General features: G+C 62.0%; 23 protein-coding genes and 1 tRNA gene. 15 read left to right on the top strand and 9 right to left on the bottom strand.

The window, feature by feature from the left end:
- Nucleotides 1-51: 51 nt before the first annotated feature.
- The 3 genes from EEQ99_RS08750 to EEQ99_RS08740 all read left to right on the top strand — a co-directional run bounded on the left by EEQ99_RS08750 (nucleotide 52) and on the right by EEQ99_RS08740 (nucleotide 2,605).
- Nucleotides 52-1,080, top strand: a complete 1,029-nt coding sequence (locus tag EEQ99_RS08750) for a zinc ABC transporter substrate-binding protein (RefSeq protein ID WP_063474661.1) — start codon at nucleotides 52-54, stop codon at nucleotides 1,078-1,080.
- A gap of 143 nt (nucleotides 1,081-1,223) precedes the next feature.
- Nucleotides 1,224-2,429 carry a zinc metallochaperone GTPase ZigA gene (gene zigA / locus EEQ99_RS08745; protein ID WP_063474660.1) on the top strand — a complete coding sequence of 402 codons (1,206 nt, stop codon included), beginning with the start codon at nucleotides 1,224-1,226 and terminating at the stop codon, nucleotides 2,427-2,429.
- A complete protein-coding gene (locus tag EEQ99_RS08740) occupies nucleotides 2,426-2,605 on the top strand; it encodes a hypothetical protein (RefSeq protein ID WP_063474659.1) in 180 nt (59 codons plus the stop codon). Before zigA ends, EEQ99_RS08740 begins: the two co-directional genes overlap by 4 nt.
- 142 nt (nucleotides 2,606-2,747) lie before the next feature.
- On the opposite strand, the gene EEQ99_RS08735 is transcribed toward EEQ99_RS08740, so the two are convergent.
- A complete protein-coding gene (locus tag EEQ99_RS08735; RefSeq protein ID WP_063474658.1) occupies nucleotides 2,748-3,071 on the bottom strand; it encodes an RcnB family protein in 324 nt (107 codons plus the stop codon).
- Nucleotides 3,072-3,388: 317 nt separating this feature from the next.
- Here EEQ99_RS08735 and EEQ99_RS08730 point away from each other — a divergent pair, with 317 nt between their 5' ends.
- Nucleotides 3,389-3,772, top strand: a complete 384-nt coding sequence (locus EEQ99_RS08730; RefSeq protein WP_047611743.1) for a VOC family protein — start codon at nucleotides 3,389-3,391, stop codon at nucleotides 3,770-3,772.
- Between the two features lie 128 nt (nucleotides 3,773-3,900).
- Nucleotides 3,901-5,232: a hemolysin family protein gene (locus EEQ99_RS08725; protein WP_063474657.1), complete on the top strand. Its 1,332-nt coding sequence runs from the start codon at nucleotides 3,901-3,903 to the stop codon at nucleotides 5,230-5,232.
- 77 nt (nucleotides 5,233-5,309) lie between these two features.
- Here the strand turns inward: EEQ99_RS08725 and chrA are convergent, their stop codons facing one another.
- Both chrA and EEQ99_RS08715 read right to left on the bottom strand, forming a co-directional pair.
- Nucleotides 5,310-6,731: a chromate efflux transporter gene (chrA, locus tag EEQ99_RS08720; RefSeq protein WP_127430238.1), complete on the bottom strand. Its 1,422-nt coding sequence runs from the start codon at nucleotides 6,729-6,731 to the stop codon at nucleotides 5,310-5,312.
- A 1-nt stretch (nucleotide 6,732) separates the two neighbouring features.
- Nucleotides 6,733-7,548 (bottom strand): chromate resistance protein ChrB domain-containing protein, encoded by an 816-nt coding sequence (locus tag EEQ99_RS08715; protein ID WP_127430237.1) that lies wholly within the window; start codon nucleotides 7,546-7,548, stop codon nucleotides 6,733-6,735.
- A gap of 284 nt (nucleotides 7,549-7,832) precedes the next feature.
- Here EEQ99_RS08715 and EEQ99_RS08710 point away from each other — a divergent pair, with 284 nt between their 5' ends.
- The 5 genes from EEQ99_RS08710 to EEQ99_RS08690 all read left to right on the top strand — a co-directional run bounded on the left by EEQ99_RS08710 (nucleotide 7,833) and on the right by EEQ99_RS08690 (nucleotide 10,643).
- The gene (locus EEQ99_RS08710) at nucleotides 7,833-8,141 is read left to right on the top strand and encodes a hypothetical protein (protein ID WP_047610744.1); all 309 of its coding nucleotides are present in this window, start codon (nucleotides 7,833-7,835) and stop codon (nucleotides 8,139-8,141) included.
- 456 nt (nucleotides 8,142-8,597) lie between these two features.
- Nucleotides 8,598-9,509 carry a PhzF family phenazine biosynthesis protein gene (locus tag EEQ99_RS08705; RefSeq protein WP_063474655.1) on the top strand — a complete coding sequence of 304 codons (912 nt, stop codon included), beginning with the start codon at nucleotides 8,598-8,600 and terminating at the stop codon, nucleotides 9,507-9,509.
- A gap of 218 nt (nucleotides 9,510-9,727) precedes the next feature.
- Nucleotides 9,728-9,803 (top strand) — tRNA-Lys (locus EEQ99_RS08700).
- Between the two features lie 154 nt (nucleotides 9,804-9,957).
- Entirely contained in the window at nucleotides 9,958-10,254 is a 297-nt protein-coding gene (locus EEQ99_RS08695; RefSeq protein WP_047610748.1) for a hypothetical protein, read from the top strand.
- An 86-nt stretch (nucleotides 10,255-10,340) separates the two neighbouring features.
- On the top strand, nucleotides 10,341-10,643 hold the full coding sequence (locus EEQ99_RS08690; protein ID WP_097594224.1) for a hypothetical protein: 303 nt from the start codon (nucleotides 10,341-10,343) through the stop codon (nucleotides 10,641-10,643).
- A gap of 149 nt (nucleotides 10,644-10,792) precedes the next feature.
- On the opposite strand, the gene EEQ99_RS08685 is transcribed toward EEQ99_RS08690, so the two are convergent.
- On the bottom strand, nucleotides 10,793-11,563 hold the full coding sequence (locus tag EEQ99_RS08685; RefSeq protein WP_063474653.1) for an NUDIX hydrolase: 771 nt from the start codon (nucleotides 11,561-11,563) through the stop codon (nucleotides 10,793-10,795).
- An 8-nt stretch (nucleotides 11,564-11,571) separates the two neighbouring features.
- The gene (locus tag EEQ99_RS08680; protein WP_063474652.1) at nucleotides 11,572-12,681 is read right to left on the bottom strand and encodes an endonuclease/exonuclease/phosphatase family protein; all 1,110 of its coding nucleotides are present in this window, start codon (nucleotides 12,679-12,681) and stop codon (nucleotides 11,572-11,574) included.
- A 198-nt stretch (nucleotides 12,682-12,879) separates the two neighbouring features.
- On the opposite strand from EEQ99_RS08680, the gene EEQ99_RS08675 reads away from it, so the two are divergent.
- Nucleotides 12,880-13,236, top strand: a complete 357-nt coding sequence (locus EEQ99_RS08675; RefSeq protein WP_047610755.1) for a DUF4189 domain-containing protein — start codon at nucleotides 12,880-12,882, stop codon at nucleotides 13,234-13,236.
- A gap of 21 nt (nucleotides 13,237-13,257) precedes the next feature.
- On the opposite strand, the gene EEQ99_RS08670 is transcribed toward EEQ99_RS08675, so the two are convergent.
- From EEQ99_RS08670 to EEQ99_RS08660, 3 genes are read right to left on the bottom strand one after another with little or no spacing between them, the layout of a single operon-like run.
- Nucleotides 13,258-14,313 (bottom strand): ABC transporter ATP-binding protein, encoded by a 1,056-nt coding sequence (locus EEQ99_RS08670; RefSeq protein WP_047610757.1) that lies wholly within the window; start codon nucleotides 14,311-14,313, stop codon nucleotides 13,258-13,260.
- Nucleotides 14,301-15,995 (bottom strand): ABC transporter permease, encoded by a 1,695-nt coding sequence (locus EEQ99_RS08665; protein ID WP_063474651.1) that lies wholly within the window; start codon nucleotides 15,993-15,995, stop codon nucleotides 14,301-14,303. The genes EEQ99_RS08670 and EEQ99_RS08665 overlap by 13 nt, the downstream gene beginning before the upstream one ends.
- A gap of 7 nt (nucleotides 15,996-16,002) precedes the next feature.
- Nucleotides 16,003-16,980 (bottom strand): ABC transporter substrate-binding protein, encoded by a 978-nt coding sequence (locus tag EEQ99_RS08660; protein WP_063474650.1) that lies wholly within the window; start codon nucleotides 16,978-16,980, stop codon nucleotides 16,003-16,005.
- Nucleotides 16,981-17,277: 297 nt separating this feature from the next.
- On the opposite strand from EEQ99_RS08660, the gene EEQ99_RS08655 reads away from it, so the two are divergent.
- From EEQ99_RS08655 to EEQ99_RS08645, 3 genes are all read left to right on the top strand, one after another.
- Nucleotides 17,278-18,336: an aldo/keto reductase gene (locus EEQ99_RS08655; RefSeq protein WP_063474649.1), complete on the top strand. Its 1,059-nt coding sequence runs from the start codon at nucleotides 17,278-17,280 to the stop codon at nucleotides 18,334-18,336.
- Between the two features lie 323 nt (nucleotides 18,337-18,659).
- On the top strand, nucleotides 18,660-19,115 hold the full coding sequence (locus EEQ99_RS08650) for a c-type cytochrome (RefSeq protein WP_244604775.1): 456 nt from the start codon (nucleotides 18,660-18,662) through the stop codon (nucleotides 19,113-19,115).
- A 341-nt stretch (nucleotides 19,116-19,456) separates the two neighbouring features.
- The gene (locus EEQ99_RS08645) at nucleotides 19,457-20,500 is read left to right on the top strand and encodes a DUF2278 family protein (RefSeq protein ID WP_063474647.1); all 1,044 of its coding nucleotides are present in this window, start codon (nucleotides 19,457-19,459) and stop codon (nucleotides 20,498-20,500) included.
- Nucleotides 20,501-20,522: 22 nt separating this feature from the next.
- Here EEQ99_RS08645 and EEQ99_RS08640 read toward each other — a convergent pair whose 3' ends face one another.
- Entirely contained in the window at nucleotides 20,523-21,743 is a 1,221-nt protein-coding gene (locus EEQ99_RS08640; RefSeq protein ID WP_047610768.1) for an aminotransferase-like domain-containing protein, read from the bottom strand.
- Nucleotides 21,744-22,011: 268 nt separating this feature from the next.
- Between EEQ99_RS08640 and EEQ99_RS08630 the strand changes: the two genes are divergently transcribed.
- Complete coding sequence (locus tag EEQ99_RS08630; RefSeq protein ID WP_063474646.1) at nucleotides 22,012-23,112, top strand: branched-chain amino acid aminotransferase; 1,101 nt, start codon at nucleotides 22,012-22,014, stop codon at nucleotides 23,110-23,112.
- The last annotated feature ends 284 nt before the right edge of the window (nucleotides 23,113-23,396 follow it).

The following is a 23,396-nucleotide window of genomic DNA, read 5'->3' as shown; positions in this document are numbered from 1 at the left end:
AACGCAATTGATGTAATAACATAACAATTGTAATTCAAGGGAAGCACACTGATGCAACGTGCCCTGGGGCCATTTCTCAAAGTCTTGGCCTTCAAAATACCGGCTCTCGCAATCATGGGCGTCGCAATCCCCGCCTTGCTCTTTGCCGGAACGATGCGGGCCGCCGATGCGCCTGTCGTCGTCACCTCGATCAAGCCGATCCATTCGCTGGTTTCGGCGATCATGCAGGGCGTCGGCGAACCGGAACTGATCGTCGACGGCGCCGCCTCCCCGCACACCTACAGTCTGAAGCCGTCGAATGCCCGCGCTTTGCAGGACGCCAAGGTGATTTTCTGGGTCGGTCCCGGCCTCGAGGCCTTTCTCGAAAAGCCACTGCAGGCGCTCGGCCGGGATGCCAGCATCGCTGCACTCGATGAAGCGCCCGGCCTCGTCAAACTCCCCTTCCGCGAGGGCGGCGCCTTTGAAGCGCACGATGACGGCGACGAGCACGACACTGCCTCCGGTCACGAACATCACGATGCCGAAGCCACGCATGCTGCCGACGATCACCACGACCACGGCGCCTTCGACACCCATCTCTGGCTCGACCCGATGAATGCCAAGGCGATGGCCGCCATGATCACCACGACGCTGGTCGCCGCCGATCCCGCCAATGCGCTGACCTATCAGGGCAACGCCAAGGCTCTCGACGACAAGCTGGATGCGTTGGATACCGAGATCAAGGGCATTGTCGCTCCCGTCAAGGACAAGCCCTTCATCGTCTTCCACGATGCCTACCAGTATTTCGAGCATCGCTACGGCATCCGGGTCGCCGGCTCGATCACCGTCAGCCCGGAAACCATTCCCGGCGCCGAGCGTGTTTCGGAAATCCACAGCAAGGTCGGGCAACTCGGCGCCACCTGCGTCTTTGCCGAGCCGCAGTTCGAACCGCGCCTCGTCGATGTGGTCATCGAAGGCACGCACGCCAAATCAGGCGTGCTCGACCCCGAAGCGGCGACGCTGAAGGCCGGCCCCGATCTCTACTTCACCCTCATGCGCGGCATCGCCAACAGCATTAAGGGCTGCCTCTCCGGCGCATGATTGTCATGCGCCGCGCTGCGCGTCCTGCCGGACACGCGACGTTTTGGAGAAAGCTGAAGCGGAAGAAGGCGGACACCCCCGTTCCGCCTTTTTTCAGCGCAATCCATGTAATGATATAACATTAATAATTCGATGAGGTTCCCATGGACAATAGACTTCCCGTCACCGTGCTTTCAGGCTTCCTCGGCGCCGGCAAGACGACGCTGCTCAACCATGTGCTCGCCAATCGCGAAGGTTTGCGCGTCGCCGTCATCGTCAACGACATGAGCGAGGTGAATATCGACGCGGCGCTGGTGCGCGACGGCGGCGCCAATCTCTCCCGCACCGAGGAGCAGCTTGTCGAAATGACCAACGGCTGCATCTGCTGCACACTGCGCGACGACCTGTTGAACGAGGTGCGCCAGCTCGCCGACCAGGGCCGCTTCGATTACCTCCTGATTGAATCCACCGGCATTGCCGAGCCCCTGCCCGTCGCCACCACCTTCGAATTTCGAGATGAGAACGGCCAAAGCCTTTCCGACGTCGCAAGGCTCGACACCATGGTGACCGTCGTCGACGCCGCCAACCTGCTTGCCGATTATGCCTCAGCCGATTTCCTCGCCGACCGCGGCGAAACGGCGGGTGACGGCGACAACAGGACCATCGTCGACCTGCTGGTCGAGCAGATCGAATTCGCCGATGTCGTGGTGCTGAACAAGGTCGGCACGGCCAGCGAGGAAGAGCGCGACGCCGCCCGCAAGATCGTCACCGGCCTCAACCCCGATGCCAAGCTGATCGAGGCGGATTTCGGCAGGGTGGCGCTGAACGAAATGCTCGGCACCGGCCGCTTCGACATCGACAAGGCCGAGACCCATCCACTCTGGTACAAGGAGCTGCACGGCTTCCGCGATCACGTGCCGGAGACCGAGGAATACGGCATCCGCTCCTTCGTCTATCGCGAAAAACGGCCCTTCCATCCGGCAAAGCTGCAAGCCTTCCTCGACAGAAGCTGGCCGGGCGTGGTGCGCGCCAAGGGCTTCTTCTGGCTGGCGACCCGGCCGCATCATGTCGGCGAGATCAGCCAGGCGGGCGCGATCGTTCGTACCGGCAAAATGGGTCTGTGGTGGGCGGCCGTACCCCGCGAACAATGGCCCGAAGAGCCAGGCTTCATGCGCGCCATCGGCCCCTATCTCGACCCGGTCTGGGGCGACCGCCGCCAGGAAATCGTTTTCATCGGCGCCGATCCGATGGACGAAGCCTGGATCAGGAAGGAACTCGACGCCTGTCTGGTCGACACCACGGTGTTTGCACCGGAACGCTGGCGCAAACTGCCTGATCCCTTCGCCAGTTGGAGCCGGCAGGCAGCATGAAAGCGACGGCGATCAAATCCTACCGCTGCATCTGCCAGGAATGCGATCCCTTGCCAACAATCGAAGGACTTCATCCGCTGACGTATCCACCGGACCCTGAGACTGAAACCCGCAAACCGAAGGGATTTCTCGGCATCATCGCTGACCGGGTAATGCCTTTGCGCCGGCAGGATTAACCGATCACCGGCGAGAGCAACCCCTCCCTCACCTGCGCCTGTCGCAGGACTGACGGAGAGAACGAGGATACCTATCGATACTCATTGCCCTCAGTTGGAAAGAGGGCAGCCAAATCCGTCCTCTTTCCTCATCCATCTGCGATCAACGGACGGTAATGATGCTGGAGATGATGCCGCTGGTGACGCTGATCAACAGGTAGTCATTGTCAGCGCGGACCCAGCGATAACCGCGCGGCGGAGGCGCCAGCCGATAGCGGCGGTAGTCGTTGACATCGGAGAACCGGCGACGCTCGCTGGCATTGACGCGGTATCCCTTTTTCCAATGCGGCCGGATGACCTTCTTCTCAACGATCACCCGCTTCTGCACGACAGGCGGACGGCGATAATCGTCAGCACTGGCCTGGGAGACAATCATCGGAGACAGAAGAAAGGAGGCGGAAAGAAGAGCTGCAAGAATCTTTTTCATGTCGGGTTCCTCGTGTTGGCACGGGAACAAACTAGGGCTGAAAAGATGAACCGAAACTGAAATATAAATTAAATTTTCGTAATAGAATCCGATGGCTGTGGGTTGCGGCTAATATTTTAGGTTAGTCTTATACACTATGACGAAGAGCCGTTTTACCCGACACGGCACAATCGCTGCATAGCGCCAAAAGATCGGATTCGATTTTCGGAAGAATTGGGCGCAGATTCAAATAATGCAGCGTGTCCCTGCCTCCGAACGAGCGCTTGGCGCCGTCGGGACTGTCGTGCGGGATCGCTCTAGAGACAGTGGAGGAAATCATGCCCGGCATCAGCGTGCGCTATATCGTCGACGACGTCGACGTCGCGTTGGAATTTTACACGAGACATCTCGGCTTCTCGATCGCGCTTCATCCCGCGCCCAGCTTCGCCATCCTCACCAGGGACGGCTTTCGTCTGCTCGTCAGCGGCGTAACGGGACCGGGCGGAGCGTCTCAGGCGATGCCAGACGGACGAAAGCCCGAGCCCGGCGGATGGAATCGCATCCAGATCGAAGTCGCGGATCTGGAAGCCGAAGTCGCCACGCTGCGCCAGGCCGGCGCGCGTTTTCGCAACGAGATCGTGCAGGGCATGGGCGGCAAGCAAATCCTCCTCGAAGACCCGGCCGGAAACCCGATCGAACTCTTCGAAGCACCGAAGAGATGACGCGGCAGCGGTCACCCGATGACGGCAACCCGACATCCACATCGCGTGCAGCAAGAATGCGGCTGCGCCTTGCTACCTCTGTCCGAGCGTGTAGTTTCGGACTCGCATCAATTCAGAGGTAGGGAAACATGTCCGAATCCGCGGGCGGGCTCTTCGACTATGTCGGGATACTAGCCGTGTTGCTTCTCGTGGCCGCCAATGGCTTCTTCGTCGCCGCCGAATTCGCACTGGTGTCGGTGCGGCGCAGCCGTGTCACGGAACTTGCCGCGGCAGGCCGCATGAATGCCTCCGCACTTCAGCGCGCCGTCGACAATCTCGATGCCAACCTCGCAGCCACTCAGCTCGGCATCACCATTTCGTCGCTCGCCCTTGGCTGGGTCGGCGAGCCGGCGCTTGCGCACCTGATCGAGCCTCTGCTGTCCTGGCTGCCCGGGCAATGGGCGGCGACAGGCGCGCATACCGTCGCCATCGTCATTGCCTTCGTCATCATCACGGCGCTGCACATCGTGCTCGGCGAGCTCGCGCCGAAAAGCCTGGCGCTTCAGCGCAGCGAGGCCACCTCGCTTGCTGTGGTGCGTCCGCTCGGGTTCTTCCTCTTGCTGTTCAAGCCGGCGATTTTTGCCCTGAACGGCATGGGCAACCTCGTGCTGCGCGGTGTGGGTCTTCGCGCCGGAACCGGCGAATCGTCGTTCCATTCGCCGCAGGAGCTCAAGCTGCTGGTCGCCGAGAGCCAGGAGGCCGGCCTTCTCAACCAGGTGCAGCAGCAACTGGTCGAGCGGGTGTTCAACATCGGCGACAGACCGATCTCCGACATCATGACCCCGCGTCTCGATATCGAATGGTTCGACGCCGACGACAGCGACGCCGAGATCCTGAAGACCATCCGCGAATGCGGCCATGAGCAGTTGCTGGTCGCGCGTGGCTCGATCGACGAACCGATCGGCATGGTGTTGAAAAAGGACCTTCTCGACCAGGTTCTGGACGGCGGCAAGGTCCGGCCGATGGAGGTGATCAAGCAGCCGCTGGTGCTGCATGAGGGCACCTCGGTCGTCCGCGTGCTCGACAGTTTCAAGGCCTCGCCCGTTCGCCTCGCCATCGTCATCGACGAATATGGCAGCCTCGAAGGCATCGTCACCCAGACCGATCTGCTCGAAGCCATCGCCGGCGACCTGCCGGGATCCGATGAAGAGCCCGACATCGTCGTCAGGGAAGACGGCTCGCTCTTGATCGATGCGATGATGCCGGCCTTCGACGCCTTCGAACGGCTGGGCCTGCGCGATCGTCCGGATGCCGATTTCCATACGCTTGCGGGCTTCGCGCTGCATCAGCTCCAGCACATCCCCGAAGCCGGCGAAACCTTTCTCTTCGACGGCTGGCGCTTCGAAGTGCTCGACATGGACGGCATGCGCATCGACAAGATGCTCGCCACGCGCATTCCCGCGGATGGGGCGGAAGCCTAGTCTAGCGGATCGTCCCGCACGATGCGGAGGTCTGAAGTATTAGAGCGTCCTTTGTGCGTCCGAAAGGACGCACGGCTCTAGTTCACCGCCAGCGTCCAGATCATCCCTGCAACAGCACAGGCGAGCAGCGTCGCGATCACGGAAGCCTTGAAGCGGAAGATGGCGACGGCAGCAGCGGCCGACAGCGCCATAGCCGCCGGCACAGCCGATTGCAGCACGGGGATATCGAGCCGCAAGCCGCCAAGGCCGACGGTCGCGACCTCGGCAAACAGCGTGTGCAGGGCAAACCAGATGGCGAGGTTGAGAATGACCCCGACGACCGCCGCCGTTATGGCCGACATCGCGCCGGCAAGCGCGATGTTGCCGCGCAGTTTCTCGATGAAGGGCGCGCCGAGGAAGATCCAGAGGAAACAGGGCACAAAGGTGACCCACGTCGTCAGCATCGCCGCAAGCGTGGCAGCAAGCATCGGGTTCAGTGCTCCTGGATCGCGGTAGGCGCCCATGAAACCGACGAACTGCACGACCATGATCAGCGGCCCCGGGGTCGTCTCGGCCATGCCGAGACCATCCAGCATCTCGCCGGGTTTCAGCCAGCCGAAATGCTGCACGGCCTCCTGCGCGACATAGGCCAACACGGCATAGGCGCCGCCGAAGGTGACGACCGCCATCTTGCTGAAGAACAGGCCGATTTGGGTAAAGACACTGTCGGCACCGAAGGTTGCGTAGAGCACGGCGAGCGGAGCGAGCCAGAGGGCGAGCAGCGCGGCCGACATGCGCAGCGACCAGGCAAGATTAGGGCGCGCATGCACCGGTATGCCCTCGCCGAGCGCCGACTCGGCATCCGACAGCACCGGGCCGCTTCCGGCCTTGTGGCCACCGCCCGTCCGGAAGGCCGCAAGCCCGAACCTGCCGCCGACAAAGCCGGCGATGCCGGCCGCGAGCACGATCAGCGGGAACGGCATATGGAGAAAGAAGATGGCGATAAAGGCCACGGCCGCAATAGCGACCATGACGTTATTCCTCAGCGCGCGGCTGCCGATGCGGATGACCGCCTGCACGACGACGGCGAGCACCGCCGCCTTCAGCCCGAAAAACAGACCGGCGACGATGGCGACGTTACCGTAAGCCGCATAGATATAGCTGAGACAGAGGATCGATAGAAACCCCGGCAGCACGAACAGCAAGCCGGCGACGAGACCACCCGCTGTCCGGTGCATCAGCCAGCCGATATAGACGGCGAGCTGCTGCGCCTCGGGTCCGGGAAGCAGCATGCAATAATTCAGCGCATGCAGAAAACGATGCTCGCCGATCCATCGCTTCTCGTCGACAATGATCCGGTGCATGACGGCGATCTGGCCGGCGGGACCGCCGAAGCTCAAGGCGGCGACGCGCAGCCACACCCTGAAGGCGTCACCAAACGAGACGCCGTGATGATGCGCCCCATTCGCGTCCTCCCCCGCCATTTTGCCGCCGGATGCAGCATCCGTCATCTCGGCCATCTCATGCCCTCTTCTTCGGCGCTGGCCAGTTGTGGGTTTCCTCGGTCGCATCCCGGCACCAGCGGAAGAAGGCGTCGTAGAGCAGCATCCCGGCTTCCAGTTGCTCCAGATCGTCGGAATACATCCTGGAGAGGCCGAGCGACGCCGCAAGCAAGCCAGGCGCCTCGGGCGCGAGGTCGGGCCTTGCGGTATCCGCCGCCCTGACGATCCGCGCCAGACGCAGAAGCGGTTCCGACGCCAGTCCGAACTCCTCGACCATGACGTCAAAAGTGCAGAATTCGCCGCGGTGGCTCCAGAACACATCTTCGATATCGAAGGGCGCCGCCCCAAAGCGTTCTCCGACGGCGATAACTTCCGGCGCCGGCACGAACAGGAAGACAGCGCTCGGATCGACGAAGCGCCGGATCAGCCAGGGGCAGGCGATGCGGTCGATCTTCGGCCGCGCGCGCGTTACCCAGACAGTCCGTCCCTCCGCGTCGCGGCGCGGCAGCTTTTCCCAGGGGACCGCCGGTCCGCCTGCGATCCAGGCTTCGAAGCCGCCCTCGAGGCTCTCGGCATCGATACCGGCATGGCGCAGGTAGGCTGCAACGCCATGGCTGAGCTTGCTGCCCTTCTGGCAGACCACGACGACGGAATCGGCATCGACGCTGCCGGCCCAGGACGCTACCTCGGTATGGTCGCGCCGGATCGAGCCCGGCACCAGGCGCGGATCGAGCCCGAAGTCCTCCTTCGTGCGAACGTCGATAATGCAAGGCGCACCGGGAGTTCCGATGAGGCGGCTGAGCTTGTCGGGAGAAATTTCGAGAAATGACGGCATGACGCGTCCCTCCGTTGATCGGTTCTGTTGGACGCGATTCTTCAGCATGACGCCTCGTGGGGTGATCGCGACCCCATGGGAAAACCATGCAAAAGTGCCCCCGCCATGTCAAGGGCATTGGGTCGCGGCGGCTGCTGTCCGCAGGGCACCCGATCGGCCGGCATCTCGTCCTCCGGGACAAGAATGAAGAGGACGAAAACTCAATCAACACAGGCGCTTCGGCCCAGAACGGAACAAAATGCCCACTTCGGCATTCTTCTGTCACCGAAAGAGGAGAAAGTACCATGACGTACGACCCCAATAATGCCAACGACCCCAACCGCCCCCTGAACCCAAATTTGGATCTGCGCACCACGCCGAGCGCGCGCAACAATAATACGTGGGTTGTCTGGGTCGCTGCATTGGCCGTGATCGCTGTCGCTGCATTCGCCTATTCGCAGTGGAGCACCCCCGGCACATCGCCGGATACGACAGCCTCCACGACCCAATCCGAGCCGGCGCCGGCCAAGCCGATCGCTCCGACCGACAACAGCGCAACGCCCGCACCGGCACCGGCACCGGCCACTCCGCCGGCTGCCCCTGCCCAGCAGTAACCGCTGCTCGGCCAAAGGAAGCCGGCCGGATGCCGGCTTCCTGACCGCTGTGGGCTCTTGAAGATTATTAAGCAAACCCTACTTAAGGGATATCATATCTGTCTCTAACGGCTGACCACGGATGTACTGGCAGCCGTTATCGAGACTGATCGAGGAAGGTCGGTGCGAGTTTCGCCCGGCCTTTTTCTTGACCTCGTCATCGATGCCGAATGGGGCAGTCATGCCTGCTCCTGCCAAAGCGCTACCCGAAAATCGAAAGCGATTGTCGCGGCGCTCCAGGCCGACCTAAAGCGCCATGCGTGCTTTCGAACGCACAATGGACGCTCTAACACCTTGAATTTACGCATCGTGCTTTCCGAAAATCGATTCCGATTTTCGGGCCGATGCGCTAGCGCCTTGCACTCGACCGCTTGGTCGGGCAGGTTGGCGGCGCGATGACGATTCAAGGAGGCTGATGTGGCGCGAAGCTACAGCGTCTATGACGTGTTCACCGATCGAAAGCTTGCGGGCAACCCGCTGGCGGTGATCTTCGACGGAGACGATCTCAGCGACGAGGCGATGCAGGCGATCACCCGGGAGCTTAATCTCTCCGAGACGGTGTTCGTGCAGCCTTCGAGCAACCCCGCCTATGCAGCGCGGCTGAGGATATTCACGCCGGGGCGCGAGCTGCCCTTTGCCGGCCATCCGACGGTCGGCACGGCGGTGGCGCTGGCCGAGCGGGCTCATGGCGCGACGACCCGCGATCTCGTCTCGGTACTCGAGGAAAATGTCGGGCCAGTGCGCTGTGCGGTGCGGCTGAGGGAGGGCGAAGCGAGCTTTGCCGAATTTGACCTGCCGCGTAAGTCGCAGCCGGCCATCATGCCGCTCGACAAGCTCGGCATTGCCGATGCGCTGTCGCTGAAGGTGACCGAAATCGGCTTCGAAAATCATGTCCCATCGGTCTGGAGCGCCGGTGTCCCCTTCCTGCTCATTCCGGTGCACGATGTCGGAGCCACGCAGCGGGTGGAATTCGATCCGCAGCTCTGGGAAAAGATCGTGCCTTTCGTCGACGGTGCGCTCGCCTCGGCCTATGTCTATTGTCGCGGCGGCGTCAACCACGTGGCGAAGTTCCATGCGCGCATGTTTGCAAGCGGCATGGGCATCGTCGAAGACCCGGCTACCGGGGCGGCAGCGGCGGCGCTCTCCGGAGCGATCCACCATTTCGACCGGCTGACGGACGGACATCATCCAATCATGATCGAGCAGGGCGTCGAGATGGATCGTCCATCCTTTATCCACCTTCATATCGATGTCGACGGCGGGACGATCTCCAACGCGCGCATCGGCGGCCAGGCGGTGCGGCTGGCCAGCGGCACGCTCGACCTCTGATTTCACCGGAGCGCCGCGCGTCCGCCAGGACGCGCCCTATCACTTTGAATCGGCGCATAATCCTTTCCGAAAATCGCTTCCGATTTTCGGGGTTATGCGCTGCATTTCAGCCATGCCGAAAAATCTTCGCGATTAACCAAAGAAATTTCGCCTATGCGCTGGACAAGCCTGCCGATCCTGTTTATACGCCCCGTCACACCGCGCAGCCAAGCGCGAACGGGTGATTAGCTCAGTTGGTAGAGCAGCTGACTCTTAATCAGCGGGTCGTAGGTTCGAGCCCTACATCACCCACCAAATCTCTTGAAAAGATTGATGTTTCTGAATTCAGGCCGGATTTTCCGGCCTGCCGGGAACCGTTCTGGACGCCGGCGGCATGGTTCGTCTTGCCCTCAAGGCTGGCCGCCGCGATCCGCGCGCCCTATCTCCCTCTCACAGACGGGAGGGGTGCATGAGAAGCGTTATTTTGGCCGTCGCCTTGTCTCTGCCCTTGCCGGCCTTTGCCGCCGGTGCAACGGAGGTCAATGCGGGCGATCACAGCTGCGGCGAGCTTGCGCAGATCATCCGTCAGAATAAAAAGGTCTTTGTCCGCGTCGGCTTTGGCGGCCGCAGCTTCCGCTATCCGCCCGCCCAATGCAGCATGGGCGACAAACGCACCACCACCAGTTTTCGCGATGCTAAGGGGAAACAGTGCATTCTCGACTATGCCTGCGTCTTCGACCCGGCATCGCCCTATAATTTCCCCTAGAGCGCCGTTCGTCCTTTCGGACGCACAAAGGACGCTCTAACACTCTGATTGCGCCAGCCGCCTCTTTCTCACATGCAGGAGTTTCCATGAAAAGCACTGTTCTAGCCGTCGCATTGCTGTTTCCGTCCGCAGCCCTTGCCGTCGAGGCGGTGGAGGTCAATGCCCGCGATCACAGCTGCGAGGAGCTTGCGCAGATCATCAGGAAGGACAAGGCTGTTTTTGTGCGCATGGGCTTTGGCGGCCGCAGCTTCCGTTATCCGCCGGCCAGGTGCAATCTGGGCGACAAGTACGACACCGCCAGGGTAAGGGATGCCAACGGCAAGCTTTGCCTTCTCGACTACGAATGCGTCTACGATCCCCAGTCCTTCTATAACAGGATCCCCAAATAATATCCTGAAGCGTCGCCCAATACGGTTCCAGGCATCGGCTTCGAATCTCATGGGAGGCACGAACCACCGCCCTCTTCCTTCGAGGCCCCTTCCGGAGCACCTCTGGATGAGGGCTGATTGGTGTGGCGTGACGCGGACGAACTGATCGCCTATGCGCCGGCCTTGCCGAAATACCAGTCGATCACCGGCAGCATGGCGATGTTATAGGGATAGGCCGAGGGATCAGCCGAGCGGATGGCCACGGCGCCCGCGATCTCCTGGTCGTCGGCGACCAGCATGTGGCGCTCGATCTGCTCGATCATCTCGTCCGCCGTCATCTCGAAGCGGAAGAGCCGCAGCAGCGTTACCGTGCGCTTGTTATGGGTGGCGAACAGTCCCTGCCCCGCGACGGCATCGGCAAGATCGAGCCCGGTCTCTTCGTGGACCTCGCGGCGCATGTTTGCCTCGATGTCGCAGCTGTTGTCGACGATATCCTCCGGTTCGAGCGAACCGGCGGCGAAATAGACCTGGCCGGGATTGGCGGTATGGGCGCCCATGCGGATCGCCACCAGCGCGCCGTCGGAGCTTTCCAGCACCGGATAGGCGAAGACGTGAATGCCGCCCTGACGCTGCGGCTGCCGGCGCCACCACATGAACGCGGAAAAGGGAATAACATGGCCCTCGCCCACAATCCCGTCTTCGCTGAGCGATATCAGTCGCTGGAACACCATGCGCCCGTCGAATAGCGCCGGGTTGGCAGCGGTCTCTCGTGCCCAGTTCTCTCGAATCGCCGCTTCTTCGGTGGCGACGAGGGGATGGGGGCCGGGCAGGACGCGCAGATCCACGCCGGCAATCGGGAAGACCGTCGCCGACGGCGGCCAGCCGGCGAAATCATCGGAGAAATTGGCGTTGGTGAAATTCATGTTCAAATTCGTTTTCATGTTCGCTTTCAGGGGAGATCCAGTGTCATGACGACGGGGCAATGATCGGACGCCTTCGGCCTGTCCCAACCGGTGCGCGGATAACGCTCCACCTCCTGCCCTGGCGGGAAGATGGTGCGGTAGGGCTGGCCGCTGCGGATGATTTCGGGCAGGCGACCGGCATTATGGGCGGCGAGCGCTGGTGAAAGCCAGAGATAGTCGAGCTGGCAGAGCCACTGCTCCTGCGGCCCGCGCGCATGATAGAGCGTCCAGCGGTCCAGCGCCGCGCGGCGGCGTACGACGTTTTCGGCAAAGCCGTCGCGGCTGAAAACGTCGAGCGCGCTTTCGGCCTCGTCCTGATGCTCGAAACGATAGCCGGCGCCCCGCCGGCCGATGACGTCGACGCGCTCCTGATAATCATTCATGTCGCCGCAGATGGCGAAGCTCTTGGTGCCCGCGTGATCCGCACCGAAACGATCCTCGATGATACGGCGCACCGCGCGCGCCTCGGCACGGCGGATCGGCATGGTCGATTGCCGCCCGTCCAGCCCGTCGCGCGGATTGCCCATCGACTTGAAATGCACGACATAGAGCGAAAACGGCCGGCCGCCGATCAGAAGGTCGAGCTCCAGGCAATCGCGCTTGAAGATCTTGTCGTCGATGCGGTTGGTGAGCCCCAGTTCCTCGTCGAACAGATCGAGATCGCGATAGGTCGTCATTGCATGGCTGCGGATGTCCCTGAGCTCGATCTTCTGGCCGTCGCGCGTTTCCTCGCGCATCAGCACCGCGACATCGATGCCGCGGCTGTCATTGCCCTCGACCAGATATTTCTGCCGGTAGCCGTTTCCGACCATGCGGAAGAGATAGCCGTATTCAAAGGCCTGAAGAGCCGCCATGTTGTCGATTTCCTGCAGGCAGAGGATGTCGGCATCCGCATCGGCGATCGCGAGCGCCGTCATCTGCCGCGTATCGTCGGTCGCAGCGATCACCCGAGCCTGCTCGAGTTGCTGGTAGACGCCCTCGCTCGACACTTGGAAAAGCTTGATGACGCGGTCCTGGCGCAGCTGATTGCGGAAGCCGGTGAAATCGAAACGGGTCAGGAGATTTTCGACATTGAAGGTGGCGAGGCGAAGCGACATGGGAAGGATCCGGTTGCGGGGAGTACCTTAACCAGCAGAAGCCGCAGGAAAAGATGGCCGGCCAAGAAATATGCGGACAACCACCCCTCTTGCGGCCCCGGAGGCGATTGCCAGTGACTTAGGCCGCTGACATGCTCCCGCAGGCTCCGAATAATTCGTCCCGGACGACATTCACCGGTTCCGGGGCGGGAGCATTTCATGAAACGGATTTCTGCATCGATTGCGGTTTTGACTGCCCTCGCCGGCACCGGCCCGGCACTTGCAGACAGCTACGGTGCCATCACCTATTCGCCATCAACGGGCGCTCTGGGTTGGTCCAATGCCAATGACAATCGCGGCGACGCCGAAACCGTCGCCCGGCGCAATTGCGACAGCAGCGCCGATGACTGCCGCATCGCCATCTGGTTCCGCAATGGCTGCAGCGCGGTGGCCGTCGGCCATCGCGGCGGCTGGGGTTACGACAACCGTGAGGCCCAGCGTCAGGCGATCGGCAGCTGTGGACGTCAGACCGGAACCTGCCGTGTCATCCGCTGGCAATGTTCCGGCAGCGAGTGATCCCGAAAGGGCGCGGGCGTCTCAAAGCCGCCATGCCGCGCGCACCGATAACCTGAGACTGTCACCCGTCCGGACTGGAAAGCGGGAATAGGCCCGCAGCGCCTGCCCGTCGGCGAGGGTGAGCTTCAATGCATAGCGCTCGCCCTCGAAGAGAACGGATTCGACCGCCGCCGCGATCCCCTCGCCGGCGGCGGTATTCTCGCCGGAGACCATCACATCCTCCGGCCGGACGAGGACATCCATCCGGTCGCCGCTGGCGGTCCCGGCGACAGCACCGGCAAACAACGGCTCCAGCACAGGCCGGTCAAACGCCCTGCAATTTCCGGCAATCCGCGGCAGCGTCACGATCGCCCCTCGCCCGATCAGCCCGCCGACGACGCGGCCTTCCGGCCGGGCGTAGATCTCGGCCGGTGACGCCACCTGCAGCAGTCGCCCTTCCGACATGACGGCAACGTCGGTCGCGAGCGCCATCGCCTCGCTCTGGTCGTGGGTGACATAGATCATCGTCGCGCCCGAGCGTTGATGGAAATCGCGGAACGTTTCCTCCATCTCCTGTTTCAGGTGGCGGTCGAGATTGGCGAGCGGCTCGTCGAGCAGCACGACGTCGGGCGATGTGACCAGGCAGCGGGCAAGCGCCACGCGCTGGCGCTGGCCGCCGGAAAGATCGGCCGGCCGCCGTTCGGCATATTCGGCAAGCCGCACGATGCCGAGCGCATCGCGCACCTTCGTCCGATAGGTCTCGCCCGAAATGCCGCGCACCTTGAGGGGATAACCGACATTGTCGGCGACGCTCATATGCGGCCAGAGCGCATAGGACTGGAACACCATCGCCATGTTTCGCTTTTCCGGCGGCAGCGATTGCGCGGCATCGGCAAGCAGCCGCTCGCCGAGATGGACCGACCCGTCGGTCGGCGTCTCGAAACCGGCGATCATGCGCAGCACCGTCGTCTTGCCGCAGCCGGAAGGCCCGAGCAGCGCCAGGAAGCCACCCTCACGCACATCGAGCGAAAACCCGCTGACGACAGCCCGTCCGGTGCCGAAATCCTTGCCGAGCTGATTGAGGATCAGCCTCGCCATGGGACCACTCCTTTCGGCAGCTGTTTGGCCAGAAGCTCAAGCAGCAGCATCAGCATGACGACCATGACGACGACGAGCACCGAAAGCGCCGAAGCAAGGTCGGAACTGCCGCTGTCATCGAGATTATAAATGGCGACACCGAGCGTCTGCGTGCCGGCCGACCAGAGAAGTGCGGAGATCGTCAGCTCGTTGCAGGCGATCAGGAAGACGAGGATGACGGAGGCGCCAGCGGCCGGCGCGATCAGCGGCACGATGATATCGGCAAGCCGGCGGAAGAAGCCGGCCCCGGAAAGCCGTGCCGCCTCTTCGAGCGCCGGATCGAGCTGATGAAAGGCACTGACCACCGGTTTCAGGCTGACGGCGAAGAAGGAGGAGAAATAGGCAATCAGGATGATCCAGATCGTGCCGTAGAGCGAGACGCGCAGGAATGGGATGGGTGCAGCGAACACCAGGATGAAGGAAACAGCCATGACGATGCCGGGCAGCGAATAGGGTATTTCGATGAGGCCGGAAACGATGCGGGAAGCCGCATCCTTGCGCCGCGTCAGCGCATAGGCTGCAAGCATTGTCACCACCAGGAGACCAAGCGCGGTGGCGCCGGCAAGCGACAGCGAATTGACAAAGGCCGTGCGCGTCACCGCCTGCCGGAACAGGATCTCCTCAAAAGCATGCAGCGACATGGTCTTGAAGGTGAGCGGCACGCCATAGGCCGGCACCAGCGCGCCGGCAAGGAGCGCGAAGAAGGGCGCCGCCAGCATGAAGAACAGGATCACCCAGACGAGTGGCGCCAAGGCAAATCGCCAGGCACCGAGTTCGAAGGCGGCGCTCGCTCCGGATAGACCGATGACACGGTAGTCGCGGCCACGCAGTGCCCGGTCCTGGATCATCAGGCCGACGACCGAGATGATGGCGATGATCGCCGAGAGCACGGCGACATCGCCGAAGGTCCGGCTGGTGAAGGCGGAAAACTTGGTGAAGATGAGCGTCGGCAGCGTGAAGATCGAGGCCGGAATGCCGAGAATGGCGGGAATGCCGAAATTGCCGGTGCAGGAGACGAAGGAAATTGCCGCCCCGGCGATGATGCCGGGCAGCGACAGGGGCAGGATGATGTCGCGGAACACCCGCAGGCTGGAGGCGCCGGAAAGCCGTGCGGCCTCGACACCGTCGCGCGGCAGCGTCATCAAGCCGGCCCGAAGCGCCAGATAGACCAGCGGCGCATGCTGGACGCCGTAAAGCAGCGCGATACCACCCACCGAATAGAGCGGCTGCGGCGAGCCGAGCGGCGGGGCAATGGAAAGCGCCTTCAACATCGGGCTGGAGGGGCCGGACATCTGCACCCAGGCCAATGCCGTCACTTGCGGCGGGATCATCATCGGCAGCACGAAGAAGAAGCTGAGTGGCCCCTTGGCGCGGATATCGGTCAGCGTCAGCAGAAAGGCGAAGAGGCAGCCGATGACGAGCGAGATGATCGTGCCGAGGATGGCGGTGACAACCGTGTAATAGGTTGCCGACCACAGCGACGCCTCGCTCAAAACAGTCATCACGCCGCCATCGGCGAAGGCCGAGATCCCGACCATGGCAAGACGAGCGAGCGGCAGCACGCTGAGGATCAGGACGACGATGACGACAAAAGGAAACAGCCAGGCGGGCTGGCTGTTTCCTGTTTTGACATATCCGTGCATGAAAGTATCAGTTCGAACCGTAGATGCCCGAGAAGGTCTTCAGGTCCTGGTCGGTATTCTTCAACGCTTCGGCCGCCTTGATAGGCAGGACCTTGATGGTGTCGCGCGCCGGGAAGCCTTCCGGCACCTTCATGCCGTTGCGGGCCGGGATGTAGCCGAGCTTCTGAAAGCCTTCCTGGCCCTTTTCGGAGAGCACATAGTCGACGAACTTCTTGGCGGCGTCGGCATTCTCAGTGCTGGCGAGGATGCCGACCGGCTCGGTGACAACAGAAACGCCTTCGCTCGGGAACACGAAATCGACCGGAGCGCCCTTGGCCTTCTCGCGGATCGGCAGATAGTCAACGACCACGCCATAGGCCTTCTCGCCCGAGGCGACCGACTTCAGCACGGCGCCGTTGCCGCCGGCCGCGATCGCGCCGTTTTCCGCGAGCGACTTGTAGAAATCCCAGCCGAGGCCGGGAACGGCGGCAAGCGTCTGGGCGTGGATGAGTGCCGCACCCGAAGCAAGCGGGCTCGGCATGGTGACGAGGCCCTTGGCTTCCGGCTTGGTCAGATCCTTCCAGCTCGCAGGCTTCATCGAAGCCGACGTGTTGTACATGATGCCTGTCGTGATCAGCTTGGTGGAGTAGTAGTAACCGTCGGCATCATAGAGGGCAGCATCGTACCCTGCGGCTTCCGGCGACTTGTAGGCCAGGAGCCTGCCGTCTTCCTTGAGGCGCTCCAGCGTCACGACATCGGCGATCAGCAGAACGTCGGCGAGCGGGTTGCCGGCCTGGATCTCGGCCTGGAGCTTCGCCATGATCTTCGGCGTGCCGTCGCGCACCCAGTCGACCTTGATATCAGGATTGGCGGCCATGAACCCATCGACCGTTGCCTGCGCATCTTCGTTCGGCTGGCTGGTGTAGAGAACGAGGTTTGCGGCCGAAGCCGGAAGGGCAAAGAGGCTCGCGGCGACAAGTGCTGCGGCAGAAACGATCGTTTTCATGGGAAGGATCCTCGATTTCGATACCCCTCCCTTATTAGGGGTCGTTGACAGCGATGTGACAGCACGCCGCAGCCGCCAGGCCCAGGCTTCACAACCTTCCTTGACCTCCCCCGGCTTTGCCGACAATCGGGGCGATAGCTGTGGCGCAATCTCGCAGGCGTCGTCTTCAACCCTGTGAAACATCCGATCATCTGGTATCCTGGCGCCAAGCAATCTCACCCAGGCGTGAACACTCGGAGATTGCCATTGCCGGGCTTTGCGCTACGTCACTCACGTTTCAATGAAGGAGGAATTTCTATGGAATATCGTCTGCTCGGCCGTTCCGGCCTGAAGATTTCGACTTTGACCATGGGCACGATGACCTTCGGCGGCGTCGGCTGGGCGAAGACCGTCGGGGACCTCGGCGTTTCCGAGGCTCGCAAGATGATCGATATGTGCATCGATGCCGGCATCAACCTGATCGATACCGCCAATGCCTATTCATCAGGCGAATGCGAAAACATCATCGGCGAGGTGCTTTCCGGCAAGCGGCCGCAGGGTGTGCTGCTCGCCACCAAGGCCCGCTTCAGCATGGGCGACGGCCCGAACGACCAAGGCCTGTCGCGCTACCACCTGGTCCGCGAATGCGAGGCGAGCCTCAAGCGCCTGAAGACCGATGTCATCGACCTCTACCAGGTGCATGAATGGGACGGCCAGACGCCGCTCGAAGAGACGATGGAAGCCCTCGATACCCTGATCAAACAGGGCAAGGTGCGTTACGTCGGTTGCTCCAACTATTCCGGCTGGCACATCATGAAGGCGCTTGGCATTGCCAACGAGCACAGGTACCAGCGTTTCGTCAGCCAGCAGATCCACTATACGCTGGAAGCCCGTGATGCCGAATATGAGCTGCTACCGATCTCGATCGACCAGGGCCTCGGCGTGCTGGTCTGGAGCCCGCTCGCCGGCGGCCTGCTCTCCGGCAAGCATCGCCGCAACCAGGCAGCCCCTGAAGGCACGCGCCAATTCGCCGGCTGGACCGAGCCGCCGATCCGTGACGAAAACCGTCTATGGAACATCGTCGAGACACTGGTCGCGATCGGCCAGGAACGCGGCGTTTCGGCGGCTCAGGTGGCGCTCGCCTGGCTAATCGGCCGCAAAGCCGTGACCTCGGTCATCATCGGCGGCCGCACCGAAGCCCAGTTCCGCGACAACATCGCCGCCGCCGAGCTGAAGCTGACGGACGAGGAGCGCAAGCGCCTCGACGCGGTCAGCCTGCCACTGGTGATCTATCCCTACTGGCACCAACTGAACACGGTCAGCGACAGGCTTGGCGAGGCCGATCTCGAGCTTTTCGCCCCGCATCTGCAACAATAGGCAGCGGATCAAGCACTGCACGGCCGCCACAAAACTCCAAGTCAACTAGGGCGTGAACTCATAAAAACGCAGCCATAGTCGCATGGAGGCGACGGGGGTCCGCTCGCCAATGGTTGCATCTCCTGATAAGCTCAGCATCACACTTCAGCTTAAATTAAGCCCCGATCTGGAGGCCTCGCATGCCTTGCAGCAGCGCGCTCGCTCCGTTCGTCATCGCCGCTCTCGTGGCCCTCGGTCCGCTGCCGGCTAGAGCGCAGAACAATGCTGCGCCACCGCCGGCGGCAATCTCCCACAGGGCCAAGCTTTGCGGGATGTGTCACGGTATGAAAGGTATGCCGACTGTTAAGAACACGCCAATCATCGCCGGCCAGCACGAGTCCTCTTTGCTGATAGCTTTGCAGGAATATCGCAATGGAGAGCGCACCGACGACCTCATGGGCCGGATCGCGAAGAATCTTTCCGACGACGACATGAAGGCGCTTGCGGCCTACTTCTCCGCACTGCCCTGGCCCGCCTACCGCGAGCCGGCCGACGCAGCGAGCATTACCCGCGTCCGAGCGCTCGACGCCGGGAAGAAGTGCACCTCGTGCCACCGGGAGGGTTTCGTCGGATACGCCAACACTCCGCGCGTCGCAAATCAGAAGCTGGACTACCTGATCAAAACCCTCTCCGACTTTCGCGATAACAAGCGCCCGAACATGCCCAGCATGACGGCCTTGGTGCGCAATTTTTCGGCCGACGACATCGCTGCCATGGCTCACTATCTTGCCGGCCTCTGACGATCAGTTCGGGGTCGGCGATGCACCGAATAGGGCCGACGAATAGCGATCACTGCGTTACGGCGATTGGCACCTCTTGCCCACGAACAAGCTATCCGTGCGCCGGTCATTTCTGGCCGTTTATCTGCTTAACAACCGCTCTGATTGCACTGCGTGACCTTTATGGCAATTGCTACATAAGTCCGCAAAAGTGTGCAGCGGTTTTGCGACCACGACATGGGTAAATCAAAGACCTAAAGCGTGGCAGGCGAATCTGAAGGATCGCGCCATACTTTAGTCGTCACAAAAGATGCACTTTCGCCGTGTTATCGTCAGACCCCGCCACTCCCGCGAGGTTCTCCATGCTGAAGAATTACAAGGTCCTGAAGGGCACGGCGAGCGCACTTGCCCTCGACGACGACAACGATCCTCATATCGAGATCCGCATCGAGGCAAACGGCGTCAGTTATCGCATCGCGCTCAATGTCCGCTCCAAGGAAACGCCGCACGATCTGCTCTACGCCAATATCGTCGATTTCAAGCACTCAGCGCTGACGGAGGCGCTCGAAGCGCTGCCGATGGGGCTGATCGACATCCGCAAGGACCGTCCGGAGCTTGCGATAGACTATGTTCGCGGCGGGCTGATCGAACGCGAGGATATGAATGTCGCACCCTTCCAGCTATCCGGCCCGAAGAACGACCTGCGCGACTTCATCGAGCCGATCGTCCAGGAAGGCATTGCCGATTCCGACGTGCATTTCTACGCCTTCGGCGAGGCCTGGGGTCCTGAGCACAACAAGCCGGACCAATATTTCCGTTTCGAGCCGGGCAACGGCATCCACGACATTCACATGAACCAGGGCGACGGCGGCAGCTTCAAGGCGACCAACGGCCCCAACCAGGACGGCGCCCTTCTCGTCCACTTCAACGATACCGACGAATGGGCGGCGATCTTCCTCTGCTTCCAGTCGCAGAATTGGAACACCGATGCGGCGACCGGCCATCCGGTTTCCGACAGCCGTGGCGGCCAGGGCCGCGGCGAAGGCACGCGCCGACCGCAGCCGATCGTCGCCTCGTCGCTGCGCATCGTCGCCGCGCTGATCAACCCGGTGAACGGCGAAGGCGGCACCGAGGCCGAAACGGTCACGATCATCAACCGCTCCGACATGACCGCATCGCTCGACGGCTGGAAGCTGGAAGACGAAAACGGCAGGACCCAGACACTGTCGGGGTCGCTTGGCGCAGGCGAGCTGCGCACCGTGGCACTCGATGCCGCGGCCGGCGGCCCGCAGCTTGCCAACAGGGGCGGCGACATCATCCTGCGCAACGCCGACGGCGCCGTGGCCGACCGGGTCGGCTACGGCAAGAGCGAGACGGCGAACGAAGGCTGGACGACGATCTTCTGATCGACGCCCTCGCCAGCCTGGATCAGCCGCCGATTTCGGCCGAGATCAGCGCGCCCAAGCGGCCGATGCCGTCCTCGATCATCTGCTCGTTGGCGCAGGAGAAGCTGACGCGGAAGGTGTTGGCGCCGGAACCATCGGCGAAGAATGCCTTGCCGGGTACGAAGGCGACCTTGGCGGTCTCCAGCGATTTCGCCAAGAGCTTGGCGCCATCCATCCCCTCCGGCAGCGTGATCCAGATAAACATGCCGCCCTCCGGCTTCGTCCAGCTCGTGCCTTTGGGCATATATTTCTCGAGTGCCGTCAGCATGCAGTCACGGCGCTTGCTGTAGGCGGCCTTGATCTTGGCGACCTGCGCGTCGAAGCCGCGCTCGGCGACATCTGATATCGCCATCTGGTTGATCGTCGAGGAATGCAGGTCGGCCGCCTGCTTCATCAGCACCAGCTTGCGGATGACAGGCGCATTGGCGACGATGAAGCCGACGCGAAGGCCAGGCGCCAGCGTCTTCGAGAAGCTGCCGCAATAGATGGTGCGCGTATCGTTGATATGGCCCTTTTCGGCAATCTCGAGCGCCAGGATCGGTGGGATCGGATCGCCGTCGTAACGCAACGACTGGTAGGCCGCATCCTCGATGACGGCGATGTCGAGGTCTTCGGCTAATGCCAATACCTTCTTGCGGCCATCGAGATCGACGGTCTCGCCGGTCGGGTTGGAGAAATCGGCGGAGAGATAGGCGAACTTCACCTTGCCGCCGGCAGCCGCTGCGGCCGCCCGATAGGATTCCGGCGTCCGGTTGCCGTTCGGCGTCAACTGGTCATAGGCCGGTTCATAGGCGTTGAAGGCCTGCAGCGCGCCGAGATAGGTGGGCCATGTCACCAGCGCGGTATCACCAGGCGACAGGAAGAGCTTGCCGAGATAATCCAGGCCCTGCTGCGAGCCTGATACAATGAAGACGTTGTCGAGTTCGCAGGGGATGCCGAGAGCTGCCATCTGCTTGACCAGCCATTCGCGCAGCGGCTTGTAGCCTTCGCTCACTGAATATTGCAGCGCCGAGTTGACGGCGGCGCCGTCGAAGATATCGGCATAGGCCTGCTTGAATTCCCGATCCGGAAACAGCGCCGGATCAGGGATGCCGCCGGCAAAGGAGATGATGTCGGGCCGGTCGAGAAGCTTCAGCAACTCGCGGATCTCGGATGCGCGCATGCGCGACGAGCGCGACGCAAACATGGTGTCCCAGTTCAGCATGGGGTTTCCTCATATTTTCTATACCGCCGACAAACCATGCCAGGGAAATTATGTCAATAATACTGACCTATTTTCTTGTCATGGTGACAAGCGTAGACGCCATCCGATATCGAAGACGCTCGATCCCGAATTTGCTGCTCGACGTCAGCCACTCCAAGCGATTATTCCTCTGATCAAAGTCGAAACCGGCTGATTCAGACCTTTCCAAGACCAGCTCGGCGGCAGTAGTGTCGCCGCCACTATTCAAATTACTATCAAGGTGCCAGCAATGACCGTGACGTCGGCCTCTCCTGAAATCAAAATCGAACTCCACCAGTCTCCCGTCTCCGACGCCGATCGCATCCAGGCACTGGAGACACCCGGCTTCGGCAAGGTGTTCACCGATCATATGGTCCTGGCACGATGGACTGCCGACAAGGGCTGGCACGATGCGAAGGTTACGCCCAGGCGGCCGCTGGAGCTCGATCCCGCGAGCGCCGTGCTGCATTATGCTCAGGAAATCTTCGAGGGCATGAAAGCCTACAAGGCAGACGATGGCCGGATTCTGCTCTTTCGGCCTGAAGAGAATGCCCGCCGCTTCGCGCAGTCTGCAGCCCGCATGGCGATGCCTCCTGTGCCCGAAGAACTCTTCCTGAAGGCCGTCGAAGAACTGGTCCGCATTGACAAGGCTTGGATTCCGTCCGGCGACGCCAGCCTCTACCTTCGCCCCTTCATGTTCGCCAACGAGGCGTTTCTCGGTGTTCGTCCGGCTCAGGAATATATCTTCTGCATCATCGCCTCTCCGGTCGGCGCCTACTTCAAGGGCGGCGCGAAGGCCGTCTCCCTGTGGGTCGAGACCGAATACACCCGTGCGGCTGCCGGCGGCACCGGCGCTGCAAAATGCGGCGGAAACTACGCAGCCAGCCTCGTGGCGCAAGCCGAGGCGGCGAAGAAGAATTGCGATCAGGTCGTCTTCCTCGACGCAACAGAGCATCGTTGGGTCGAAGAACTCGGCGGCATGAACGTCTTCTTCTTGATGAATGACGGATCGGTGGTGACCCCGCCCCTTGGCGGCACGATCCTGCCGGGCATCACCCGGGCCTCCGTGATCGTACTCGCCGAAGAAAGAGGCTTGCGCGTCGAGCAGCGTCCCTACTCCTTCGCGGAATGGCAAGACGACGCTGCCAGCGGCAAGCTCGTCGAAGCCTTCGCTTGCGGCACTGCCGCAGTCCTGGCGGGCATTGGCCTGGTTCGACATGCCGGCGGCGAGTTTCTGGTCGGAGACGGACAGACCGGCAAATTGACCAGCGAACTGCGCCAGCAGCTCGTCAGTCTGCAGAAGGGCGTAACGAACGATGAGCGCGGCTGGACCCGCCTTATCCCGGCCTGAATTCCCGACGTTCCACGCAAACGGCGGCGTCAACACCGACATGGTGGGCGCCGCTCTCCGCCTCGCGCGCAAAGCCGCCGGGCTGTCGACCCTATTCCGCCCTCGCCGGAGTTCGTGTCGAGCTGCACGATACGCTACGATGCTCTTCGAGCGGACGGCCACCAAGCAATCCGCGGATCTCTTTCGAAACCGCGCGCCGCCCGGTCTTTTGTGGCCGAGTCAGCGGGAAGAATCATCGCTACTTCTCCTTTGGCGACCAAAATAGCACTAACGCCGAAAACACT

This window comes from Rhizobium anhuiense (genome assembly GCF_003985145.1).
Classification (GTDB): domain Bacteria; phylum Pseudomonadota; class Alphaproteobacteria; order Rhizobiales; family Rhizobiaceae; genus Rhizobium; species Rhizobium anhuiense.
Note: the sequence above shows the minus strand (reverse complement) of the source record. Positions and strands in the feature narration are given on the sequence as shown.

Coding starts and splice junctions, on each gene's coding strand:
- EEQ99_RS08750 (WP_063474661.1), top strand. CDS start 52: ATGCAACGTGCCCTGGGGCCATTTCTCAAAGTCTTGGCCTTCAAAATA.
- zigA (WP_063474660.1), top strand. CDS start 1,224: ATGGACAATAGACTTCCCGTCACCGTGCTTTCAGGCTTCCTCGGCGCC.
- EEQ99_RS08740 (WP_063474659.1), top strand. CDS start 2,426: ATGAAAGCGACGGCGATCAAATCCTACCGCTGCATCTGCCAGGAATGC.
- EEQ99_RS08735 (WP_063474658.1), bottom strand. CDS start 3,071: ATGAAAAAGATTCTTGCAGCTCTTCTTTCCGCCTCCTTTCTTCTGTCT.
- EEQ99_RS08730 (WP_047611743.1), top strand. CDS start 3,389: ATGCCCGGCATCAGCGTGCGCTATATCGTCGACGACGTCGACGTCGCG.
- EEQ99_RS08725 (WP_063474657.1), top strand. CDS start 3,901: ATGTCCGAATCCGCGGGCGGGCTCTTCGACTATGTCGGGATACTAGCC.
- chrA (WP_127430238.1), bottom strand. CDS start 6,731: ATGGCCGAGATGACGGATGCTGCATCCGGCGGCAAAATGGCGGGGGAG.
- EEQ99_RS08715 (WP_127430237.1), bottom strand. CDS start 7,548: ATGCCGTCATTTCTCGAAATTTCTCCCGACAAGCTCAGCCGCCTCATC.
- EEQ99_RS08710 (WP_047610744.1), top strand. CDS start 7,833: ATGACGTACGACCCCAATAATGCCAACGACCCCAACCGCCCCCTGAAC.
- EEQ99_RS08695 (WP_047610748.1), top strand. CDS start 9,958: ATGAGAAGCGTTATTTTGGCCGTCGCCTTGTCTCTGCCCTTGCCGGCC.
- EEQ99_RS08690 (WP_097594224.1), top strand. CDS start 10,341: ATGAAAAGCACTGTTCTAGCCGTCGCATTGCTGTTTCCGTCCGCAGCC.
- EEQ99_RS08685 (WP_063474653.1), bottom strand. CDS start 11,563: ATGAAAACGAATTTGAACATGAATTTCACCAACGCCAATTTCTCCGAT.
- EEQ99_RS08680 (WP_063474652.1), bottom strand. CDS start 12,681: ATGTCGCTTCGCCTCGCCACCTTCAATGTCGAAAATCTCCTGACCCGT.
- EEQ99_RS08675 (WP_047610755.1), top strand. CDS start 12,880: ATGAAACGGATTTCTGCATCGATTGCGGTTTTGACTGCCCTCGCCGGC.
- EEQ99_RS08670 (WP_047610757.1), bottom strand. CDS start 14,313: ATGGCGAGGCTGATCCTCAATCAGCTCGGCAAGGATTTCGGCACCGGA.
- EEQ99_RS08665 (WP_063474651.1), bottom strand. CDS start 15,995: ATGCACGGATATGTCAAAACAGGAAACAGCCAGCCCGCCTGGCTGTTT.
- EEQ99_RS08660 (WP_063474650.1), bottom strand. CDS start 16,980: ATGAAAACGATCGTTTCTGCCGCAGCACTTGTCGCCGCGAGCCTCTTT.
- EEQ99_RS08655 (WP_063474649.1), top strand. CDS start 17,278: ATGGAATATCGTCTGCTCGGCCGTTCCGGCCTGAAGATTTCGACTTTG.
- EEQ99_RS08650 (WP_244604775.1), top strand. CDS start 18,660: ATGAAAGGTATGCCGACTGTTAAGAACACGCCAATCATCGCCGGCCAG.
- EEQ99_RS08645 (WP_063474647.1), top strand. CDS start 19,457: ATGCTGAAGAATTACAAGGTCCTGAAGGGCACGGCGAGCGCACTTGCC.
- EEQ99_RS08640 (WP_047610768.1), bottom strand. CDS start 21,743: ATGCTGAACTGGGACACCATGTTTGCGTCGCGCTCGTCGCGCATGCGC.
- EEQ99_RS08630 (WP_063474646.1), top strand. CDS start 22,012: ATGACCGTGACGTCGGCCTCTCCTGAAATCAAAATCGAACTCCACCAG.